The sequence below is a fragment of the Microbacterium sp. STRO-2N genome (assembly GCF_057747775.1).
Genome location: NZ_CM173223.1, coordinates 2,308,064 through 2,323,921, shown reverse-complemented (window position 1 = coordinate 2,323,921; position 15,858 = coordinate 2,308,064). Strand labels below are relative to the sequence as shown.

At 71.1% G+C, this 15,858-nt stretch carries 17 protein-coding genes; 7 read left to right on the top strand and 10 right to left on the bottom strand.

Annotated features, from left to right (window positions below):
* Positions 1 to 60: 60 nt before the first annotated feature.
* Both AC3ANN_RS10900 and AC3ANN_RS10895 read left to right on the top strand, forming a co-directional pair.
* Complete coding sequence (locus AC3ANN_RS10900; RefSeq protein WP_488337423.1) at positions 61 to 1,290, top strand: PrsW family intramembrane metalloprotease; 1,230 nt, start codon at positions 61 to 63, stop codon at positions 1,288 to 1,290.
* Positions 1,291 to 1,467: 177 nt separating this feature from the next.
* The gene (locus AC3ANN_RS10895; RefSeq protein WP_488337422.1) at positions 1,468 to 1,836 is read left to right on the top strand and encodes an FKBP-type peptidyl-prolyl cis-trans isomerase; all 369 of its coding nucleotides are present in this window, start codon (positions 1,468 to 1,470) and stop codon (positions 1,834 to 1,836) included.
* 94 nt (positions 1,837 to 1,930) lie between these two features.
* Here AC3ANN_RS10895 and AC3ANN_RS10890 read toward each other — a convergent pair whose 3' ends face one another.
* A complete protein-coding gene (locus tag AC3ANN_RS10890; protein WP_488337421.1) occupies positions 1,931 to 2,866 on the bottom strand; it encodes a DMT family transporter in 936 nt (311 codons plus the stop codon).
* A gap of 83 nt (positions 2,867 to 2,949) precedes the next feature.
* Positions 2,950 to 4,254: an MFS transporter gene (locus AC3ANN_RS10885; RefSeq protein WP_488337420.1), complete on the bottom strand. Its 1,305-nt coding sequence runs from the start codon at positions 4,252 to 4,254 to the stop codon at positions 2,950 to 2,952.
* Between the two features lie 163 nt (positions 4,255 to 4,417).
* Between AC3ANN_RS10885 and rpsO the strand changes: the two genes are divergently transcribed.
* A complete protein-coding gene (rpsO, locus tag AC3ANN_RS10880) occupies positions 4,418 to 4,687 on the top strand; it encodes a 30S ribosomal protein S15 (protein ID WP_039401864.1) in 270 nt (89 codons plus the stop codon).
* A gap of 72 nt (positions 4,688 to 4,759) precedes the next feature.
* Here the strand turns inward: rpsO and surE are convergent, their stop codons facing one another.
* From surE to AC3ANN_RS10860, 4 genes are all read right to left on the bottom strand, one after another.
* Positions 4,760 to 5,539, bottom strand: a complete 780-nt coding sequence (surE, locus tag AC3ANN_RS10875) for a 5'/3'-nucleotidase SurE (RefSeq protein ID WP_488337419.1) — start codon at positions 5,537 to 5,539, stop codon at positions 4,760 to 4,762.
* On the bottom strand, positions 5,536 to 6,552 hold the full coding sequence (locus AC3ANN_RS10870; protein ID WP_488337418.1) for a 1-phosphofructokinase family hexose kinase: 1,017 nt from the start codon (positions 6,550 to 6,552) through the stop codon (positions 5,536 to 5,538). Before AC3ANN_RS10870 ends, surE begins: the two co-directional genes overlap by 4 nt.
* Positions 6,553 to 6,624: 72 nt before the next feature.
* A complete protein-coding gene (locus AC3ANN_RS10865) occupies positions 6,625 to 7,647 on the bottom strand; it encodes an isopenicillin N synthase family dioxygenase (RefSeq protein WP_488337417.1) in 1,023 nt (340 codons plus the stop codon).
* Positions 7,648 to 7,746: 99 nt separating this feature from the next.
* Positions 7,747 to 8,886, bottom strand: coding sequence for an epoxide hydrolase family protein (locus AC3ANN_RS10860; protein WP_488337416.1), 1,140 nt, complete (start codon positions 8,884 to 8,886; stop codon positions 7,747 to 7,749).
* Positions 8,887 to 8,957: 71 nt separating this feature from the next.
* On the opposite strand from AC3ANN_RS10860, the gene AC3ANN_RS10855 reads away from it, so the two are divergent.
* Positions 8,958 to 9,908: a helix-turn-helix transcriptional regulator gene (locus AC3ANN_RS10855; RefSeq protein WP_488337415.1), complete on the top strand. Its 951-nt coding sequence runs from the start codon at positions 8,958 to 8,960 to the stop codon at positions 9,906 to 9,908.
* Between the two features lie 7 nt (positions 9,909 to 9,915).
* Here AC3ANN_RS10855 and AC3ANN_RS10850 read toward each other — a convergent pair whose 3' ends face one another.
* Entirely contained in the window at positions 9,916 to 11,091 is a 1,176-nt protein-coding gene (locus AC3ANN_RS10850; protein WP_488337414.1) for an acyltransferase family protein, read from the bottom strand.
* 100 nt (positions 11,092 to 11,191) lie between these two features.
* Between AC3ANN_RS10850 and AC3ANN_RS10845 the strand changes: the two genes are divergently transcribed.
* Positions 11,192 to 12,073, top strand: coding sequence for an alpha/beta fold hydrolase (locus AC3ANN_RS10845; protein ID WP_488337413.1), 882 nt, complete (start codon positions 11,192 to 11,194; stop codon positions 12,071 to 12,073).
* 82 nt (positions 12,074 to 12,155) lie between these two features.
* On the opposite strand, the gene AC3ANN_RS10840 is transcribed toward AC3ANN_RS10845, so the two are convergent.
* Positions 12,156 to 12,329 carry a hypothetical protein gene (locus AC3ANN_RS10840; RefSeq protein WP_488337412.1) on the bottom strand — a complete coding sequence of 58 codons (174 nt, stop codon included), beginning with the start codon at positions 12,327 to 12,329 and terminating at the stop codon, positions 12,156 to 12,158.
* A gap of 105 nt (positions 12,330 to 12,434) precedes the next feature.
* On the opposite strand from AC3ANN_RS10840, the gene AC3ANN_RS10835 reads away from it, so the two are divergent.
* Together AC3ANN_RS10835 and AC3ANN_RS10830 are read left to right on the top strand one after the other, a co-directional pair.
* Positions 12,435 to 13,640 carry an LLM class flavin-dependent oxidoreductase gene (locus tag AC3ANN_RS10835; protein WP_488340817.1) on the top strand — a complete coding sequence of 402 codons (1,206 nt, stop codon included), beginning with the start codon at positions 12,435 to 12,437 and terminating at the stop codon, positions 13,638 to 13,640.
* A gap of 1 nt (position 13,641) precedes the next feature.
* Positions 13,642 to 14,292 carry an FMN reductase gene (locus tag AC3ANN_RS10830; protein WP_488337411.1) on the top strand — a complete coding sequence of 217 codons (651 nt, stop codon included), beginning with the start codon at positions 13,642 to 13,644 and terminating at the stop codon, positions 14,290 to 14,292.
* A gap of 7 nt (positions 14,293 to 14,299) precedes the next feature.
* Here AC3ANN_RS10830 and AC3ANN_RS10825 read toward each other — a convergent pair whose 3' ends face one another.
* Together AC3ANN_RS10825 and AC3ANN_RS10820 are read right to left on the bottom strand one after the other, a co-directional pair.
* Positions 14,300 to 15,142: a DNA/RNA non-specific endonuclease gene (locus AC3ANN_RS10825; protein ID WP_488337410.1), complete on the bottom strand. Its 843-nt coding sequence runs from the start codon at positions 15,140 to 15,142 to the stop codon at positions 14,300 to 14,302.
* 59 nt (positions 15,143 to 15,201) lie between these two features.
* The gene (locus AC3ANN_RS10820) at positions 15,202 to 15,801 is read right to left on the bottom strand and encodes a DedA family protein (protein ID WP_488337409.1); all 600 of its coding nucleotides are present in this window, start codon (positions 15,799 to 15,801) and stop codon (positions 15,202 to 15,204) included.
* Between the last annotated feature and the right edge of the window lie 57 nt (positions 15,802 to 15,858).

Here is a 15,858-nt window from a genome sequence, read left to right as displayed (position 1 = left end):
CCCGCTCAGCGCTGCGGTTCCCCGCCGTCGTCCCCGCTCGCCCGGCTCTAGGCTGAGCGCATGACGCACGATCAGGGCGCCTCTCACCTGCGCCCCTCGCTCACTCCGCCCGAGTTCGCCTCGGCGCTCGCACAGCCGCGCCATGCCGCACCCGCGCCGATCACGCCCCCGACGACATCACCGGCGCCGGTCCCGATGCCGGCGACGGAGACACCGCGACGCGGCCGCACCGCGAGCATCTGGCTGGCGGGTCTCCTGGTGCTGGTGCTGGTCGCCCTCATCGGCTACTTCCTCAACGCGCTGGGCCCGGGTGCCTCGCTCATCGGCATGCTGCTCGCGCTCCTGCCTCTCGCGGGCGTCGTCTTCGCGGTGCGGCTCGTCGACCGGTGGGAGCCAGAGCCCCGCGGACTGCTCGCGCTCGCCGTCGCATGGGGTGCGATCGCGGCGGTCGGCATCGCGCTCGGCGTCGACCTGCTGATCACCATCGCGATCGGCGACGACGGCTCTCCGCTGCGCGAGGCCTTCAGCGCCGTCGTGCAGGCGCCGGTCGTCGAGGAAGTCGCCAAGGGCCTCGGGGTGCTCATCATCTTCGCAACCGCGCGCCGATCGTTCGACGGCCCCGTCGACGGGATCGTGTACGGAGCGCTGGTCGGCGCCGGCTTCGCGTTCACCGAGAACATCCAGTACTTCGCGATCAGCTTCCTCGAGGGCGGCGCGGCCGACACCTCCGCGACGTTCTTCGTGCGCGGCATCCTGTCGCCCTTCGCACATGTCATGTTCACGAGCGTCACGGGGTTCGCGCTGGGTCTCGCCGCGCGCCGCGGCGCCACGGTCGGGCAGGCGATCGGACCATGGCTGCTCGGGCTCGCCGGAGCCATCGCGCTGCACGCGCTGTGGAACGGGTCAGCGCTGTTCGGCGACTTCTTCGCGCTGTACCTCACGCTGCAGGTGCCGCTGTTCGCCGGCTTCATCCTCGGGATCATCGCCCTGCGCCGTGAGGAGTCGCGCCTCACGCGGCGCCGGTTGGGGGAGTACGCGGTCGCCGGCTGGTTCACCCCCCAGGAGGTCGACATGCTCGCGACCCCGGCCGGACGCAAGGCTGCGCTCAGGTGGGCGGCCTCCCTGCGCGGCGACCGGACGGGCCTCATGAAGACCTTCATCGCCGACGCGACGGCACTCGCGGCCACGCGCCAGCGGGCGCTCACCGGCCGCGATCCGCACGCCGCGTCGGACGAGCACGACCTTCTCGCGAAGACCGCGGCGACACGCGCCGCGATGTTCGCGCCTTAGGTCTTGACATCGTCTGCGGGCCCCCGGCATCCTGAAACCAGGCCAACTCAGCGCTCGGTAGACACGCAGGCATCGCCGCGGCACCGGGCGCTGGGTTCGTTAACGGCAGTCTCGCGACGGGTTTCCCTGATCGCGAACGGCACTGCGCGCGAGCACCTCTGATGGTTGGATGGACCCATGACTGACGACCGCACCAAGCCCGAGATCGACGCGCCCACCGGCCCCGCTCCGGCCGACCTCGTCATCCGCGACATCGTCGTGGGCGACGGTGCCGAGGCGAAGCCCGGCGACACCGTGACCGTCCACTACATGGGCGTCGACTACGAGTCCGGCGAAGAGTTCGACTCCTCGTGGAACCGGGGCGAGAGCATCCAGTTCCCGCTGCGTGGCCTGATCCAGGGCTGGCAGGACGGCATCCCCGGCATGAAGGTCGGCGGGCGCCGCGAGCTCGTCATCCCGCCGCACCTGGCATACGGCCCGGCGGGCGGTCACTTCCTCGGCGGCAAGACCCTGATCTTCGTCATCGACCTCATCGCGGTCGGCTGACCCACTTCCGAATCGAGAGGGCGGATGCTGCGCATCCGCCCTCTCGTCGTTCCGTCGGCTCGTCAGCCCGAGACCGGCGCCGCCTCGCAGGTCATCAGACCTTCGATGCCGTCCGTCGGCGCAGGCGGTCCTGCGCGAGCAGGATGCCGAGGAACACGATGAGGGCGCCGACGGGCTCGTTCCACGAGATCGTCTCGCCGAGGATCACGATGCCGAGAACGACTCCGACGACGGGCGTGATGTAGGTCACCGTCGACGCGCGCGTCGGTCCCCACGCGCGCACGGTGTTCTGGTTCCAGACGTACGCGATGCCGGTGCCGAGGCATCCGAGCAGCACCAGGCTCACCACGATCGGTGCGTCGAGCCGCACCGGAGTGAGCACGAGGAACGGCGTCAGCAGCGCCATCACGACTCCCGCCAGCGCGATGTAGCCGAACGTGAAGGCGAGCGCCGACATGCCGGTGTTCGACGCGAACCGGCGCATGTACGCGAAGCTGAAGCCGTAGCTGGCCGTCGCGCCGAGGATCGCGAGCTCCGCGATGAGGCTCCCGCCCAGCGCCACGCCCTGCCACGGTGCGATGATGACGACGACGCCGGCGATGCCCAGGCCGATGCCGAGCACCTGCATGGCTCGCAGCCGCTCCACCCGGAACACGAGCCACGCCATGATCGCCGTCATGATCGGCGTCGTCGCGTTGAAGATGCTCGCGACGCCCGACGTGACATGCTGCTGCGCCCATGAGAACAGCAGGAAAGGGATGACGCAGAACGTGAGACCCAGCACGGCGAGGTGACCCCACACGCGCAGGCTCCTCGAGAGCGGCTCGCGCCGCAGCAGGACGAGCACGCCGAGGGTGAGCGCTCCGAGCATGATCCGGGTCCACGCCACCTGCGCGGGCGAGATCCCGGTGAGCGCGATCTTCATGAAGAGGAAGCTTGAGCCCCACACGATGCCGGCCAGCACGAACTGCGTCGCGATCCACCCGGGGGCGGTCGCACGGGTCGTCGGCAGGGTGTCGGTCGAGGTCACGCGCCCACTCTAGGCGCGGCATCCGTCGTCGCCCCCGGTGCGGGCATACGACGTCCGAAATCCGCGCATGCGCGACCGCCCGGCTACGGCATGGGGTTCTCCGCGTCGTAGGCCCGGAACCTCGGACTGAACCGGACGAGCGTCGCGACCAGGGCGATGATGACGAATCCGCCGAGGAGCGGCGGGAACCAGAGTGCGGTGAGCGTCGCGAGCGTTCCCGCGTACAGGGCGCCGACGCGCGGCCCGCCGGCGACCACGACGATGAAGACGCCCTGAAGGCGGCCGCGGATGGCGTCGGGCACCGCCGCCTGCACCATGGTGTTGCGGAAGATCGAGCTGATGTTGTCGGCGGCGCCCGAGACCGCCAGCACGAGACACGCGGCAGCGATCAACGGGACGTTCGGCGTCTCGGCATCGACGCCTGCCGGCGCGAACCAGCCGAGCGCCGCCGCGCCCAGGACGAGGCCGAGAGCGGCGATCGCACCGCCGTACACGAGGATCGCCCGCTCGATGCCGAGCCCCTGCCGGCGCACCGCACCCACCCGGCCCGAGAAGAGACTCGACGTGAACGCCCCGACGGCCACCGAGGCGGTGAGCAGGCCCGTCGTGATCGGCCCGCCCCCGAGCAGCACCGCGCCGATGGCGGGGAAGAGCGACAGCGGCTGCCCGAACGTCATCGCGATGATGTCGAGCACGAACTGCAGCCGGATGTTCGAGGCGCGACGCAGGAACCGCCAGCCGTCCCGGAGCGACTCGAGCCCGGGTCGCACGATCTCGCCCTCGGGCCTCAGACGGGGCAGCGTCCACAGCCCGAGGAAGAGGGAGAGCATGAGGACGACGTCGAGCGTGTAGGTCCACGCATAGCCGGTGAGCGCGACGAGCACGCCCGCCAGCGCTGGTCCCGCCATCACCATGATGCCGACGGTGATGCCCCCGAGCGCGCTCGCGGCAGGCAGCAGCTCGCGAGGGATGAGTCGCGGCACGATGGCCTGCCGCGTGGCCATCACGATCGAGTTCGCGGCCGAGTTGACGATGCTCAGCCCGTACAGCCACCACACGGTCTCGAGCTGCGCCCACGCGAGCGCGGCGAGCACGACGGTCGAGGCGAAGGTGACGCTCGCCGCGATGAGTGCGACGGCGCGACGGTCGAACGCGTCGGCGAGCATTCCGCCGTAGATGCCCGCGAGGATCATGGGGACGAGGCCGGCGACCGCGATCATCGACACCGCGAACGTCGACTCCGTGAGGTCGTACATCTGCAGCATGATCGCGACGATCGTGAGCTGACCGCCGAGGCCCGCGAGCGTGGATCCGATCCACATCCTCGTGAATGCCGGGCTGACGCGGAAGGGCCGCAGATCGATGAAGTGGCTGCGCCGTTCCTGCACCTCTCGAGGCTATCGGCGGGCGGCGCAAGCGGCCGCACCCGCTGGTGCGCGTCCGCGTTCGCGGCTGGTAGACTCTTGAGGTTGCCGTTGGATCGGCCGCGGAGAAAGAGAGCTCGCACATCGGGTGACGGGCACCGCGCAACAAGGAGAGAGGGGATCACCTATGGCACTGGATGCAGACGTCAAGAAGGCGATCATCGAAGAGTACGCGACGCACCCCGGTGACACCGGATCCCCCGAGGTGCAGGTCGCGATGCTGACGCAGCGCATCAAGGACCTCACCGAGCACCTCAAGGAGCACAAGCACGACCACCACTCGCGTCGTGGTCTGTTCCTGCTCGTCGGCCAGCGCCGCCGTCTCCTGGGCTACCTCCAGGACATCGACATCAACCGTTACCGCTCGCTCATCGAGCGCCTCGGTCTCCGTCGATAAGGCAGAGCGAACCAGCGTTCAATCGCGCAGAACATTCTTGGAAGGCCGCCCCACGGTGTGGGGCGGCCTTCGTCATGTGCGCGTCGTGGACGGCGGGACGGATGCCTCGGCCGCTTCGAACCCGAGCGGCACCTGCGATACGGGATCGATGCCTGTGAGCGTCACCCAGCCGTCCGCGAGCAGCGCGGCGTCCGTTCCCGGCTCCGGCCGGTTGGGCAGGTCCTCGACGGCGAGCCGGATGTGGGTCGCGTGACGCTCGGTGAGCGTGGTCTGCACGATGCCGAACGGGGCGAGCGCGGCCTCGACCACTCCGCGGTTGTCGCGCCGGTTCGGCGCGTTGACGTTGATCACCGTGCCGCGCGGACGCTCGAAGAGGAACGGCAGCAGTCCGATGACGGCGTCGGCCGCGGCCTCCCAGTGGAACTCGGTGGGATTCATGCCGACGTCGAGCGACACGGCCGCACCCCACGCCCCGTTCAGGCCGCCGGTGAGCGCCGCTCCGACCGTGCCGGAGTGAAGGATGGCGCGGCCGACGTTCGCGCCGTGGTTGACGCCCGACAGCACGAGGTCGGCCGGGTCGCCGAACGCGCCGTGCGCCGCGATGAGCGTCACGAGGCCCGGTCCGCCGCGCACCGCGTACGCCGGCACGCCGTCGAGTCCCCGAAGCTCGCGCCGTTCGATGGCGATGCGCCCGCCCTCCTCGGCGGCGACGATCGACGCGCTCGTTCCGCTGGACTGCCGGGCGGGCGCGGCGACGGTGACGTCGAAGCCCGCGTCGAGTGCCGCACGGGCGAGCACGTGGAGCCCGGGCGCGTCGATGCCGTCGTCGTTCGTGATGAGCGCCCGGGTCATCGCGCGTCCTCCTCGTCGTCGGGCACGGCCAGGGCGGCGAGGCCGTCCGGACTGACGTGTCCCATCGCGGGCTGATCGATCCCCGCCTCGGACTCGTCCGCGATCTCCCGCACGGTGACCGCGTCGCGCAGCTTGTCGATCACGTCGGCGTCGCCGGTCCCGAGCCCGTGGCGCGTCACGTTGAGCGCGCCGGCCGCCGCGCCCGTCACGATCGCGGTGCGGGGACTCTCGCCTCGCGCCATGCCCGCAGCGACTCCGGCGGTGAGCGAGTCGCCGGCGCCTCGCGTGTCGGCCGCCTCCATCCGCGGCGGGCCGACCTCGAGGAACCCGCGGGCGTCGAGCAGCAGGAGCGGCTCGGTCCCGCGCGAGACGATGACGGCGTCGGCGCCGCGCCGGCGGAGCTCGCGCATCGCGGCCATGAGCGCGGAGGGGGAGTCGTCCTCGGCGAGCCCATCGCGCAAGAGCTCTTCGTCGCTCACCTTGAGCACGTCGACCCCTCCGGCGACGGCGGCCTCGAGGCGCTCCCCGGCCAGGTCGACCACGACCCTGGCGCCGCCCTCACGCAGATCCGCAGCGAGGCGGCGGTAGGTGTCGGCGGGGAGGGCCCCTTCTCCGGCCGGGCCGCTGAGGATCGCCAGGCCCGACGCGAGGCCCTCGCGGAGCGTGAGGCCGTAGAGCTCGTCGAGGTCGTGCCTGCCGAGCGGGTCGCCCTCGGTCTCGGCGATCGGCCGGCGCTCGCCGCCGCGCCTGTCGTGCACGTAGGCCGATCCCTTGCCGGGACGCTCGACACCCGCGACGGAGATGCCCTCATCCTCGAGCAGGTGCCGCAGCATCCGTCCGATCTCGCCGGTGAGCGAGCAGCACATGGTCGCCGAGACGCCCAGTCGCAGCACCATCCGCGCCTGCCACACGCCCTGACCGCCGGCATGGACATGGATGTCGGGTTCGTCGCCGTGCTCCTCGACCGTGACCGTGAGCGTCGGGGAGGGCGCGAAGATCGTGACGTCGCTCATGCCCGCCACGCTAGGCGCGGCGATGGTGTGCCGTCACCCCCTTGCCCGGCCGTGCAGGGCGTGCAAGACCGGTCAGGCGGAGGCCGCTTCCCGGGCCGCGACGAGGTCTGCGTGGTGGATGGCGGCGACGTCCGGGTGCGCCCGCAGGCGGGACTTCAGCGCGTTCTCGCCGTACAGTGCGTGGATCGGGTTGGCCGGGTCCTGCGTGACGCCCTTCGCCTGGGCGGCGAGCTCCGGCGGCAGCTCGATCAGGGGCAGGCGCTTGTCGAGCGCCGGGTTGAAGAAGAACGGCACCGAGATGCGGTCGTCGGGGTACTGCGGCGAGATGACGCGGTGCTTCGTCGCGATGAGGTAGCCCTGCGTCGCGTACTCGAGCAGCTCGCCGATGTTGACGACGAACGCGCCGGGCACCGGGGGAGCGTCCACCCACTCGCCGTCGCGCTCCACCTGGAGGCCGCCCTTGCCGGGCTCGACCCACAGCAGCGTCAGCACACCGGAGTCCTTGTGCGCGCCGACGCCTTGCTGCGGCGTCGGATCCTCCTTGCCGGGGTACCGCACGATCTTGATGAGCGTCGACGGTTCGCCGAAGTGCTCGTCGAAGTATCCCTCGGGGGCGCCGAGCGAGAGCGCCCATGCCCGCAGCAGCTTGCGCGCGACGCCCGACAGGTGGTCGTGCCACTCCGAGACGACCTCCCGCAGCTCCGGCTGGGCGTCGGGCCACAGGTTCGGACCGATCAGACGTGCGAAGTCCGGCGCGGCGGGGTCGGTCACCGCCTCGCGCTCGGGGCCGATGTCGATCTGCTCGCGCCAGTCCACCTTGCCCTGCGTGCGCTCGCCGCCGATGCGCGTGTACCCGCGGAAATGCGGGCTCTTGACGTTCTCGATGGCGAGCTTGTCGGCCTCGGGCAGCGCGAAGAAGTCGCGCGCGGCGCGGTGCAGCCGCGACTCGAGCTCAGGCGTGACACCGGTGCCGGTGAGGTAGAAGAACCCGACGTCGTGCGTCGCGGCGCGCAGGTCGTCACGGAATCGTGCGGCGGCCTCCGGCCCGGCGTCCAGTCGGGACAGGTCGAGGATCGGGAGGGTGAGGTCGGTCATGGTGCGAGAGTAGGCGGATGCCGAGGCATCCGCCGGTTTGTTGCCTCCGGTTAAGCGACGAGGGGCGACGCCGCAGTGGCGCCGCCCCTCGTCCCGCCGTCACGCGGCGAAGAAGGCCCGGATGTCGCCCACGAGGAGCTCGGGGACCTCCAGAGCGGCGTAGTGGCCGCCGCGCTCGAACCGGCTCCAGTGGACGATGTTCGAATTGTCTCGCTCGGCGAAGACCTTGATCGTCTGGAAGTCGTCCTTGAAGACGGCGACGCCGGTGCGCGCGTCGCTCACGCGCGGCTCGTCGCCGGCGAGGGCGTTCTCGCGGTATGCCCGGCTCATGCCCGCCGACGCGTTCGTGAACCACGCGATGCTCACCTCGGTGAGGATCGCGTCGAGAGGGACCAGCGAGGTGCCGTTGCCGAACGAGTTGAACAGCTCCGAGTACGCCAGCTGCCCGACGGGCGAGTCCGACAGCGCCGCCGCGATGGTCTGCGGCCGTGAGGCGTTCATCGTGTTGTAGCCGCCGACGGACTGGAACCACTGCATGTGCTCGAGGCCGGCGTAGTCCTGCGGCTCGAGCTTCTCGAACTCCGCCGGGTCGCCCGACGGGAACGAGAAGAGCTGCAGGACGTGCAGGCCGAGGAATCCCTTGGGGTTCAGCAGTCCGAGCTCGCGAGCGACCATCGCGCCGTTGTCGCTGCCATGGATGCCGTAGGAGTCGTAGCCGAGCCGGCGCATGAGCGTGTCGTACGCGGCGGCGACCCGCGCGGTCGTCCAACCGGCTTCGGTCACCGGCTGGCTGAAGCCGAAGCCCGGCGCGTCGGGGACGACGACGTCGAATGCGTCCTCGGCGCGGCCGCCGTGCGCGACCGGGTCGACCAGCGGGGCGATCACGTCGAGGTAGTCGGCGAACGAGCCGGGGTACGTGTGCGCGAGCAGCAGGGGCGTCGCTCCCTCATGGGGTGAGCGCACGTGCACGAAGTGGATCGGCTGCCCGTCGATGTCGGTCGTGAAGTGGGGGAACTCGTTCATGCGAGCCTCGGCGGCCCGCCAGTCGAAGCCGTCGCGCCAGCGGGCGACGGCATCCGCGAGGTAGTGGTTCGGCGTGCCCGACTCCCAGTCGTCGGAGGGCGCTGCCTGGGGAAGGCGGGTACGGGCGAGGCGATCGGCCAGGTCGTCGAGGGCGGTCTGCGGAACGTCGATGCGGAACGGGCGGATGTCGGCGGTGGCGGTGGTTGCGGTGTTCATGTCTTCGACGTTACGGTCGAAACAGGCAGGTTCTCTTCCTGATATCCAAGTTCTCCAGAGATCGGTGAGACGTGGCGGACACCTCGGCGCGCATGCTCGCGCTCCTCGGACTGCTGCAGAGCCGGCCGCGGTGGTCGGGGCCAGAACTCGCCGCGCGCTTGGACGTCTCGGTGCGGACCATCCGCAACGACATCGAGCGGCTGCGGTCGCTCGGCTATCCCGTCGAGGCGGAGCGCGGCCGCGCCGGGTCCTACCGTCTTGCGGCGGGCGGAAAGCTCCCGCCGCTGCTCCTCGACGACGAGGAGGCCGTCGCCGTCGCGATCGGGCTCCGAGTCGCCCGCGGCATCGCCGGCGTCGACGAGGCCGGCGCCCGCGCGCTGGCGAAGCTGCTGCAGGTGCTGCCGGAGAGGCTGCGCCCGACCGTCGACGCGGTCGCCGCGACCGTCGACAGCGGTCCCGAGAACGTCGGAACCGACGCGCCGGATCCCGAGGTCGATCCGCAAGTGCTCAGCGCGGTTGCGAAGGCGGTGCACGCGCGTGAGTGGCTCCGGTTCGAGGATCGCGGCACGCCGCGGCTCGTGGAGCCGTACCGGCTGCTCAGCTGGCAGCGACGCTGGTACCTCGTCGCGAGGGACCCCGACAGCGGCGCGTGGGAGACATTCCGCCTCGACTGGATCCAACCCCGTATGCCCACGCGGCGGGGGTTCGAGCCGATGCCCGTCCCGGGCGGCGACTTCACCGCGTTCGCGCTGCGCTCGATCGCCGCCGGCGGGTGGAAGGTCCACGCGCGACTGCGGATCGCCGCGCCCGCGGATCGCGTCATCGCCCGCATCAACCCGACGGTCGGAGTGGTCGAGGCCGTCGACCGCGAGACCTCGGTCCTCGTGACCGGGGCCGACAGTCTCGAGACCGTCGCCGCGTACATCGGCATGCTCGGCATGGACTTCACCGTCGACTCGCCCGGCGAGCTGCGAGACCACCTGCGGCGCCTCGCCGGCGTGTACACCAGGGCGGCCGGCTGACCGGGGCTCAGTCGTGTCGCCGCGGCCCGTGCCGAGGCATCCGGGACTCCTCGCGAGGACGTCGCGAACCGGTGGGGTCGCTGCGATGACCTTCGCGACGCGCGAGCCGTCGGTCGGCGAAGAGCCACGACGGGCGCGGCTCGATGAGTGGCCGGAACACCCACCGCACGGGTCTGGTGGCGAGCCCGAGTGCGATCAGCACCGACAGCACGACGACCAGCGGCAGCCAGATCCAGGTGGGCTCGGCATGCCTCAGCAGGCCGTTCTCACGGAACGGGTAGAGGACGAACGAGTGCAGCAGGTAGACGTACATCGTGTACTGGCCGAAGTGCGTCCACCAGTGGCCGCCGCGCGGCACCAGCGCGAAGAACGCGGCCGACAGCACCAGCGCGACCGCCATGAGCGCCAGGCGGACGCCGCCCGCCCACCATTGCGTGCCGCCGATCGACGCGTAGTTCTCGTCGTAGAACAACCACTCGCGGAGGTTCATCGAACGCCAGTCGTCCACGAAGAACCAGGCGGCCCACCCCGCGGCGGCGAACAGTCCGAGGCCTGCTGCGAGCGTCCACCACGGCCGGCGGTCCAGCAGGCCGAAGCGCGCCACGATGTCGTGTTCGCGCAGCCACCAGCCGAGGGTGAAGAAGGGAAGGAGGCCCAACGTCCGCGACAGCGAGAACGTCGAGTCGATGCCCGCGAAGTATCCGGCACCGATCGAGATCGCGACGGTCCACGCGAGCGGCCAGCGCAGCAGCGCGAGGTAGGGCAGCACGAGGCGGAAGATCCCGAGCGCCAGCAGGAACCACAGCGTCCAGGACGGCTCGGTGAGGTTCGCGGTGGCCTGTCCCTCGACGAGCCACTTCGTCAGGGTCCACAGCCCCTCGAAGATGACGTACGGCACCAGGATGTCGGTGATCACGCGCGCCATCTGGGTCCTCGTGGGCGCGTCGGACTTCGAGAAGTATCCCGAGATGATCGCGAACGCCGGCATGTGGAACGCGTACACCACGAGGTACAGGCCCAGCGCGATGTCGGAATCGTACGTCAGCCGCTGCACCGCGTGTCCGAGCACGACCAGCACGATGCACGCGAAGCGCGCGTTGTCCCAGAAAGGGACGCGGCGGCGAGGCCGCGAGACGGATCCCGCCGGGGTCGCCGCCGTCGGCGGCGCGCTGCTGCCGGTCATCGTCCACCCCCTCGCTGCGCGCTGACCAGACTAGCCCGGGCCCGCCGCGCCGGGTCCGGACGCGCCGTCGGCCCGTGGGGGCGGTAGTCTCTTCCGCGCGATGACCACGATCGACGACGCGCTGCAGCGCGACCAGGCCATTCCCGACCTCGACTGGCACGTCTTCCCGCCCGGCACCGAGCGAGACGTGTTCGCGGCCCCGAGCGGCGGTCTGGCGCGCGTGCGCCTCGGCGACGCGGGCGCGCCGAGGGTCGTGCTGGTGCCCGGAGTGGCCGGCTCCAAGGAGGACTTCATCCTGCTCTTCCCGCTCCTCGCGGACGCGGGCTACCGCGTGGAGTCCTACGACCTCGCGGGCCATTACGAATCCGTGGATTCCGGACCCGCCCGTCTCGATCCGCCCCAGGCGTCGTACGATTACCGCCTGTTCGTGGACGACCTCGTCGCGATCCTCGAGGACGGCGGGCCGGCCCACGTCCTCGGCTACAGCTTCGGGGGCCTGGTCACCGAGCTCGCGCTCGTCGAGCGGCCCGAGCTCTTCCGCAGTCTCACGCTGATGTCGGCGCCGCCGGCGACCGGTCAGGTGTTCCGCGGGGTCAAGCACATCGGTCCGATCTCCGACATGCCGCCCCACCGTGCGGCCGGACTCATCCTGTGGGGCATCCGCTACAACCTCAACCGCACGCCTCCCGGCCGCATCGCGTTCGTGCGGGAGCGGCTCGGAGTCACGGCTCGCGCGTGCATCGACGATGTCGTCGGGCTCATGATGTCGATGCCCGACATCGCCGACGACGTCGCCGCCGTCGACGTGCCCAAGCTCATCGCGGTGGGCGAGCACGACCTGTGGCCGCAGCCGCAGCATGACGCGTACGCGGCGCGCATCGGCGCGCGCGTGGCGACGTACCCGACCGGGCACGCGCCGTGCGAGACGACGCCGCATCAGCTCGCCCGGGACATGCTGCTCCTGTTCGCCGACGCGACGTAGGGTGGCGGGATGGGAGTGGCCGAGACTCCGAACGGCCCGCCGGTACTGCTCGAACGACGATCAGCCGCGCATCGCGTCCCAGTCAGGCGACGTCACGCTCGTCGCGCCCGACCATCCGCACGTCTACGCCTTCACGCGCGCCCTCGGCGATCACGCCGTTGCCCCGGTGTCCGACTTGCGAGGCTGTCGTGCTCGCGCGCGCGTGAGCAGGATCGTCGGGAATAACCTTGGTGGGCGCGCGTTGCACGAGATACATTCATTTGCATGGATTCGCCGAAGCGGAGATCCCGCGCGACGAACGGAGCCCTGAATCAGGGGAAGCGGAGAAGCGATCGTGAGCGAGAGCACCACGTGGCCGGGGATGCAGTTCGGCATCTTCACGGTGAGCGACATCACCCAGGACCCGACCACCGGCACCACGCCCAGTGAGGCCGAGAGGATCCAGGCGACCCTGACGATCGCCAAGCACGCCGAAGAGGTCGGGCTCGACGTCTTCGCGCTCGGCGAGCACCACAACCCGCCGTTCTGGTCGTCCTCTCCCACGACGACCCTCGCCTACATCGCGGCGCAGACCGAGCGGCTCATCCTCTCCACCGCCACGACGCTCATCACCACGAACGACCCGGTAAAGATCGCCGAGGACTACGCGATGCTCCAGCACGTGTCGGGAGGACGCACCGACCTGATGCTCGGCCGCGGCAACACCGGCCCGGTGTACCCGTGGTTCGGCAAGGACATCCGCCAGGGCCTGCCGCTCGCGATCGAGAGCTACAACCTGCTGCACCGGCTGTGGCGCGAGGACGTCGTGGACTGGGAGGGGAAGTTCCGCACGCCGCTGCAGGGCTTCACCTCGACTCCGCGTCCGCTCGACGGCGTGCCGCCGTTCGTGTGGCACGGCTCCATCCGCACGCCCGAGATCGCCGAGCAGGCCGCGTACTACGGCGACGGCTTCTTCGCGAACAACATCTTCTGGCCCAAGGAGCACTACCAGCGGCTCATCACGCTCTACCGTCAGCGCTTCGCGCACTACGGCCACGGGACGCCCGAACAGGCGATCGTCGGCCTCGGCGGCCAGGTGTTCATGCGCGCCAGCTCGCAGGACGCCGTGCGCGAGTTCCGGCCCTACTTCGACAACGCCCCGGTGTACGGCCACGGTCCGTCGCTCGAGGACTTCAGCGAGATGACGCCGCTCACCGTCGGGTCGCCCCAGCAGGTGATCGACCGCTACGCGGCCATGCGCGAGACGTTCGGCGACTACCAGCGCCAGCTGTTCCTCATCGACCACGCGGGTCTGCCGCTCAAGACCGTCCTCGAGCAGCTCGACATCCTGGGCGGAGAGGTGGTGCCGGTGCTGCGCAAGGAGCTGCAGCAGGGCCGCCCGGCCGAGGCGCCGGATGCCCCGACCCACGCGAATCTCGTCGCCGCGGCGTACGGCGACCAGGCGCCGCGTCAGGCGGTCCCCGGCGCGAACCGCGGCGACAACCTCGTGGGCGAGAGCCCCTACCAGGACAGCCCGGCGCCCGCCGGCGCCGCGTTCGGGCTCGGCTCGGCACGGAAGGACGCGTGAGATGACCACGGCACCCCGCCGCATCGCGGTGCTCTCGGCCGGGCTCTCGAACCCGTCGTCGACGCGGATGCTCGCCGACCGCCTCGCCGCTGCGACCTCGGCGCAGCTCGCCGAGCGCGGCATCCAGGTCGACGTCGACGTCTTCGAGGTGCGCGACTACGCGCACGACATCACGAACAACCTGCTCACCGGCTTCGCGCCGCCCGCGCTCGAGTCGATGGTGAACGCCGTGGTCTCGGCCGACGCGATCATCGCGGTCACGCCGATCTTCTCGACCAGCTACTCGGGACTGTTCAAGTCGTTCATCGACGTGCTCGATCCCGACGCCCTCACCGGCAAGCCCGTGCTGATCGGCGCGAACGCCGGCACCGCCCGCCATTCGCTCGCGATCGACTACGCGATCCGGCCGCTGTTCACCTACCTCCACGCCGAGCCGGTGTCGACGGGAGTGTTCGCCGCGTCGAGCGACTGGGGCGCGTCGGCCGACAACGTCGCGCCGCTCGGCGAGCGCGTCGACCGGGGCGCGCGCGAGCTCGCCGATGCGATCGCACGACGTCAGCCCGTCGAGGACGCCGATCCGTTCGACCCCGCGAACTACCTCGGCGAGGGTCGCTCGTTCGGGCACCTGCTGGGCGGGCTCGCGGGGGAGTAGCCGCGGCTCAGCCCAGGTACACGTCCGGCAGGGCGCGGAGAGGGCGCCACGCGTCCTCTCCGCGCACGTCCCGGCCCCTGAGCTCGACGGAGGGCCGCAGCACATCGGCCTCGACGAGCGGGCCGAGATCGATCCCTGCGAGGTGCTCGATGTCGGCGATCGGCACCTGGAATGTGCGGAACGCGCCCAGCCGCGGGATCGCCAGGGCGCCCGCGCGCACGTCGATCAGCTCAGACTGGTCGAGGACGAATCCGGATGCCTCGAGCCGCGGCCCGCGCTCCGCGTCCTCGGCGGCCCACGCGGCCACCTTGAAGAACCGCCGCGGGATCTGCACGCCGCGGTACTCGGGATCATCGCCCGCGAGGACGGGCGCGGTGAAGACGCCGAGGCGCCGATCGGTCGATTCGGCGTACTGCAGGACATGGTCCTCGAGCCCGAGCCACAGCTCCTTCGACTGGTTGAAGCCGCTCGCCTGCGGAGCCGCGTTCGTGTAGAAGAACGTCGCCTCCGTCGCGCGTCGCGCCTCGGCCGTCTCGCCCCACCCGGGATCGCGGCGGCGTACGAGGTGCCCGCGATCGAGGTCGTTCGAGGCGTACAGCTCGGGACCCGCCTGGTCGCGGACCGGCACGCGCGCGTCGAGGCGCCACTCGCCCGTGCGCGGGAGGTCGTGCAGCGTCGAGCCGTCGATGTTCACCGCCGTGGCAGCAGCCAGGCGCCGCGCCGGGTCGAGCAGCACGGTGAAGTGCGGATAGGGGAGCTCGTGGATCTCGCTGTCGCCCAGGGGTCGCGGGAGCGGGACCTCGACTCCGAGGAACGCGGGGTCGTATCCGGTGCGGGTGTCGTCGGCCACGGGTCCATCCTGGCGTGGACGGCGCGCGTCCGGCTGGATGCCGGAGTCCCGGGCGCCCATCAGTCCGCCCGCGTCCTGCGCAGCCGGCGCGCAAGGATCGCGTCGACGCCGAGTCCGAGGCCGACGGCGAGCACGACCGACACGACCACCGCCACCACCGGTCCGCCCGGGAGGACGGTCGCGACCACGGCGCCGATCAGCGCCTGGTACAGGGCCCACGCGAACGCGGCGATCCCGGCGATCGCGAGGTAGCGGGGCGCCGCGACCTTCGTCGCGCCCGCGGTCAGGTTGACCGCGAGGCGGGCGAACGGCACGAACCGGGCGGTGAACAGCACGAGCGCCGCCCGCCGTTCCAACCGTGCCCGCGCCCACTCCAGGGCACCCCGCACGCGGGGCGCGCGCATCCAGCGCCACCGCTCGAGACCGACGGTCCGGCCGACGAGGTAGCACGCCGCGTCGCCGGTGACGGCCGCCACGGTCGCGACGGCGATGATCGCGGCCAGCGGCGGATCGCCCTCTGAGACCGACAGTGCGCCGAACGCCGTGACGGCGGCTTCGCCCGGGATCACGACGAGGAACGCGTCGCCGAGCACGAGCGCGAACAGCACGAGGAGCGCCCACGGATTGCGGGCGACCTCGGTCAGCAGCTCCTCGACCACGCGTTCCTTGGTAGTCGCCCGGGGTGAACGGCGACGGAACGGGGCACGTCCGGTGAC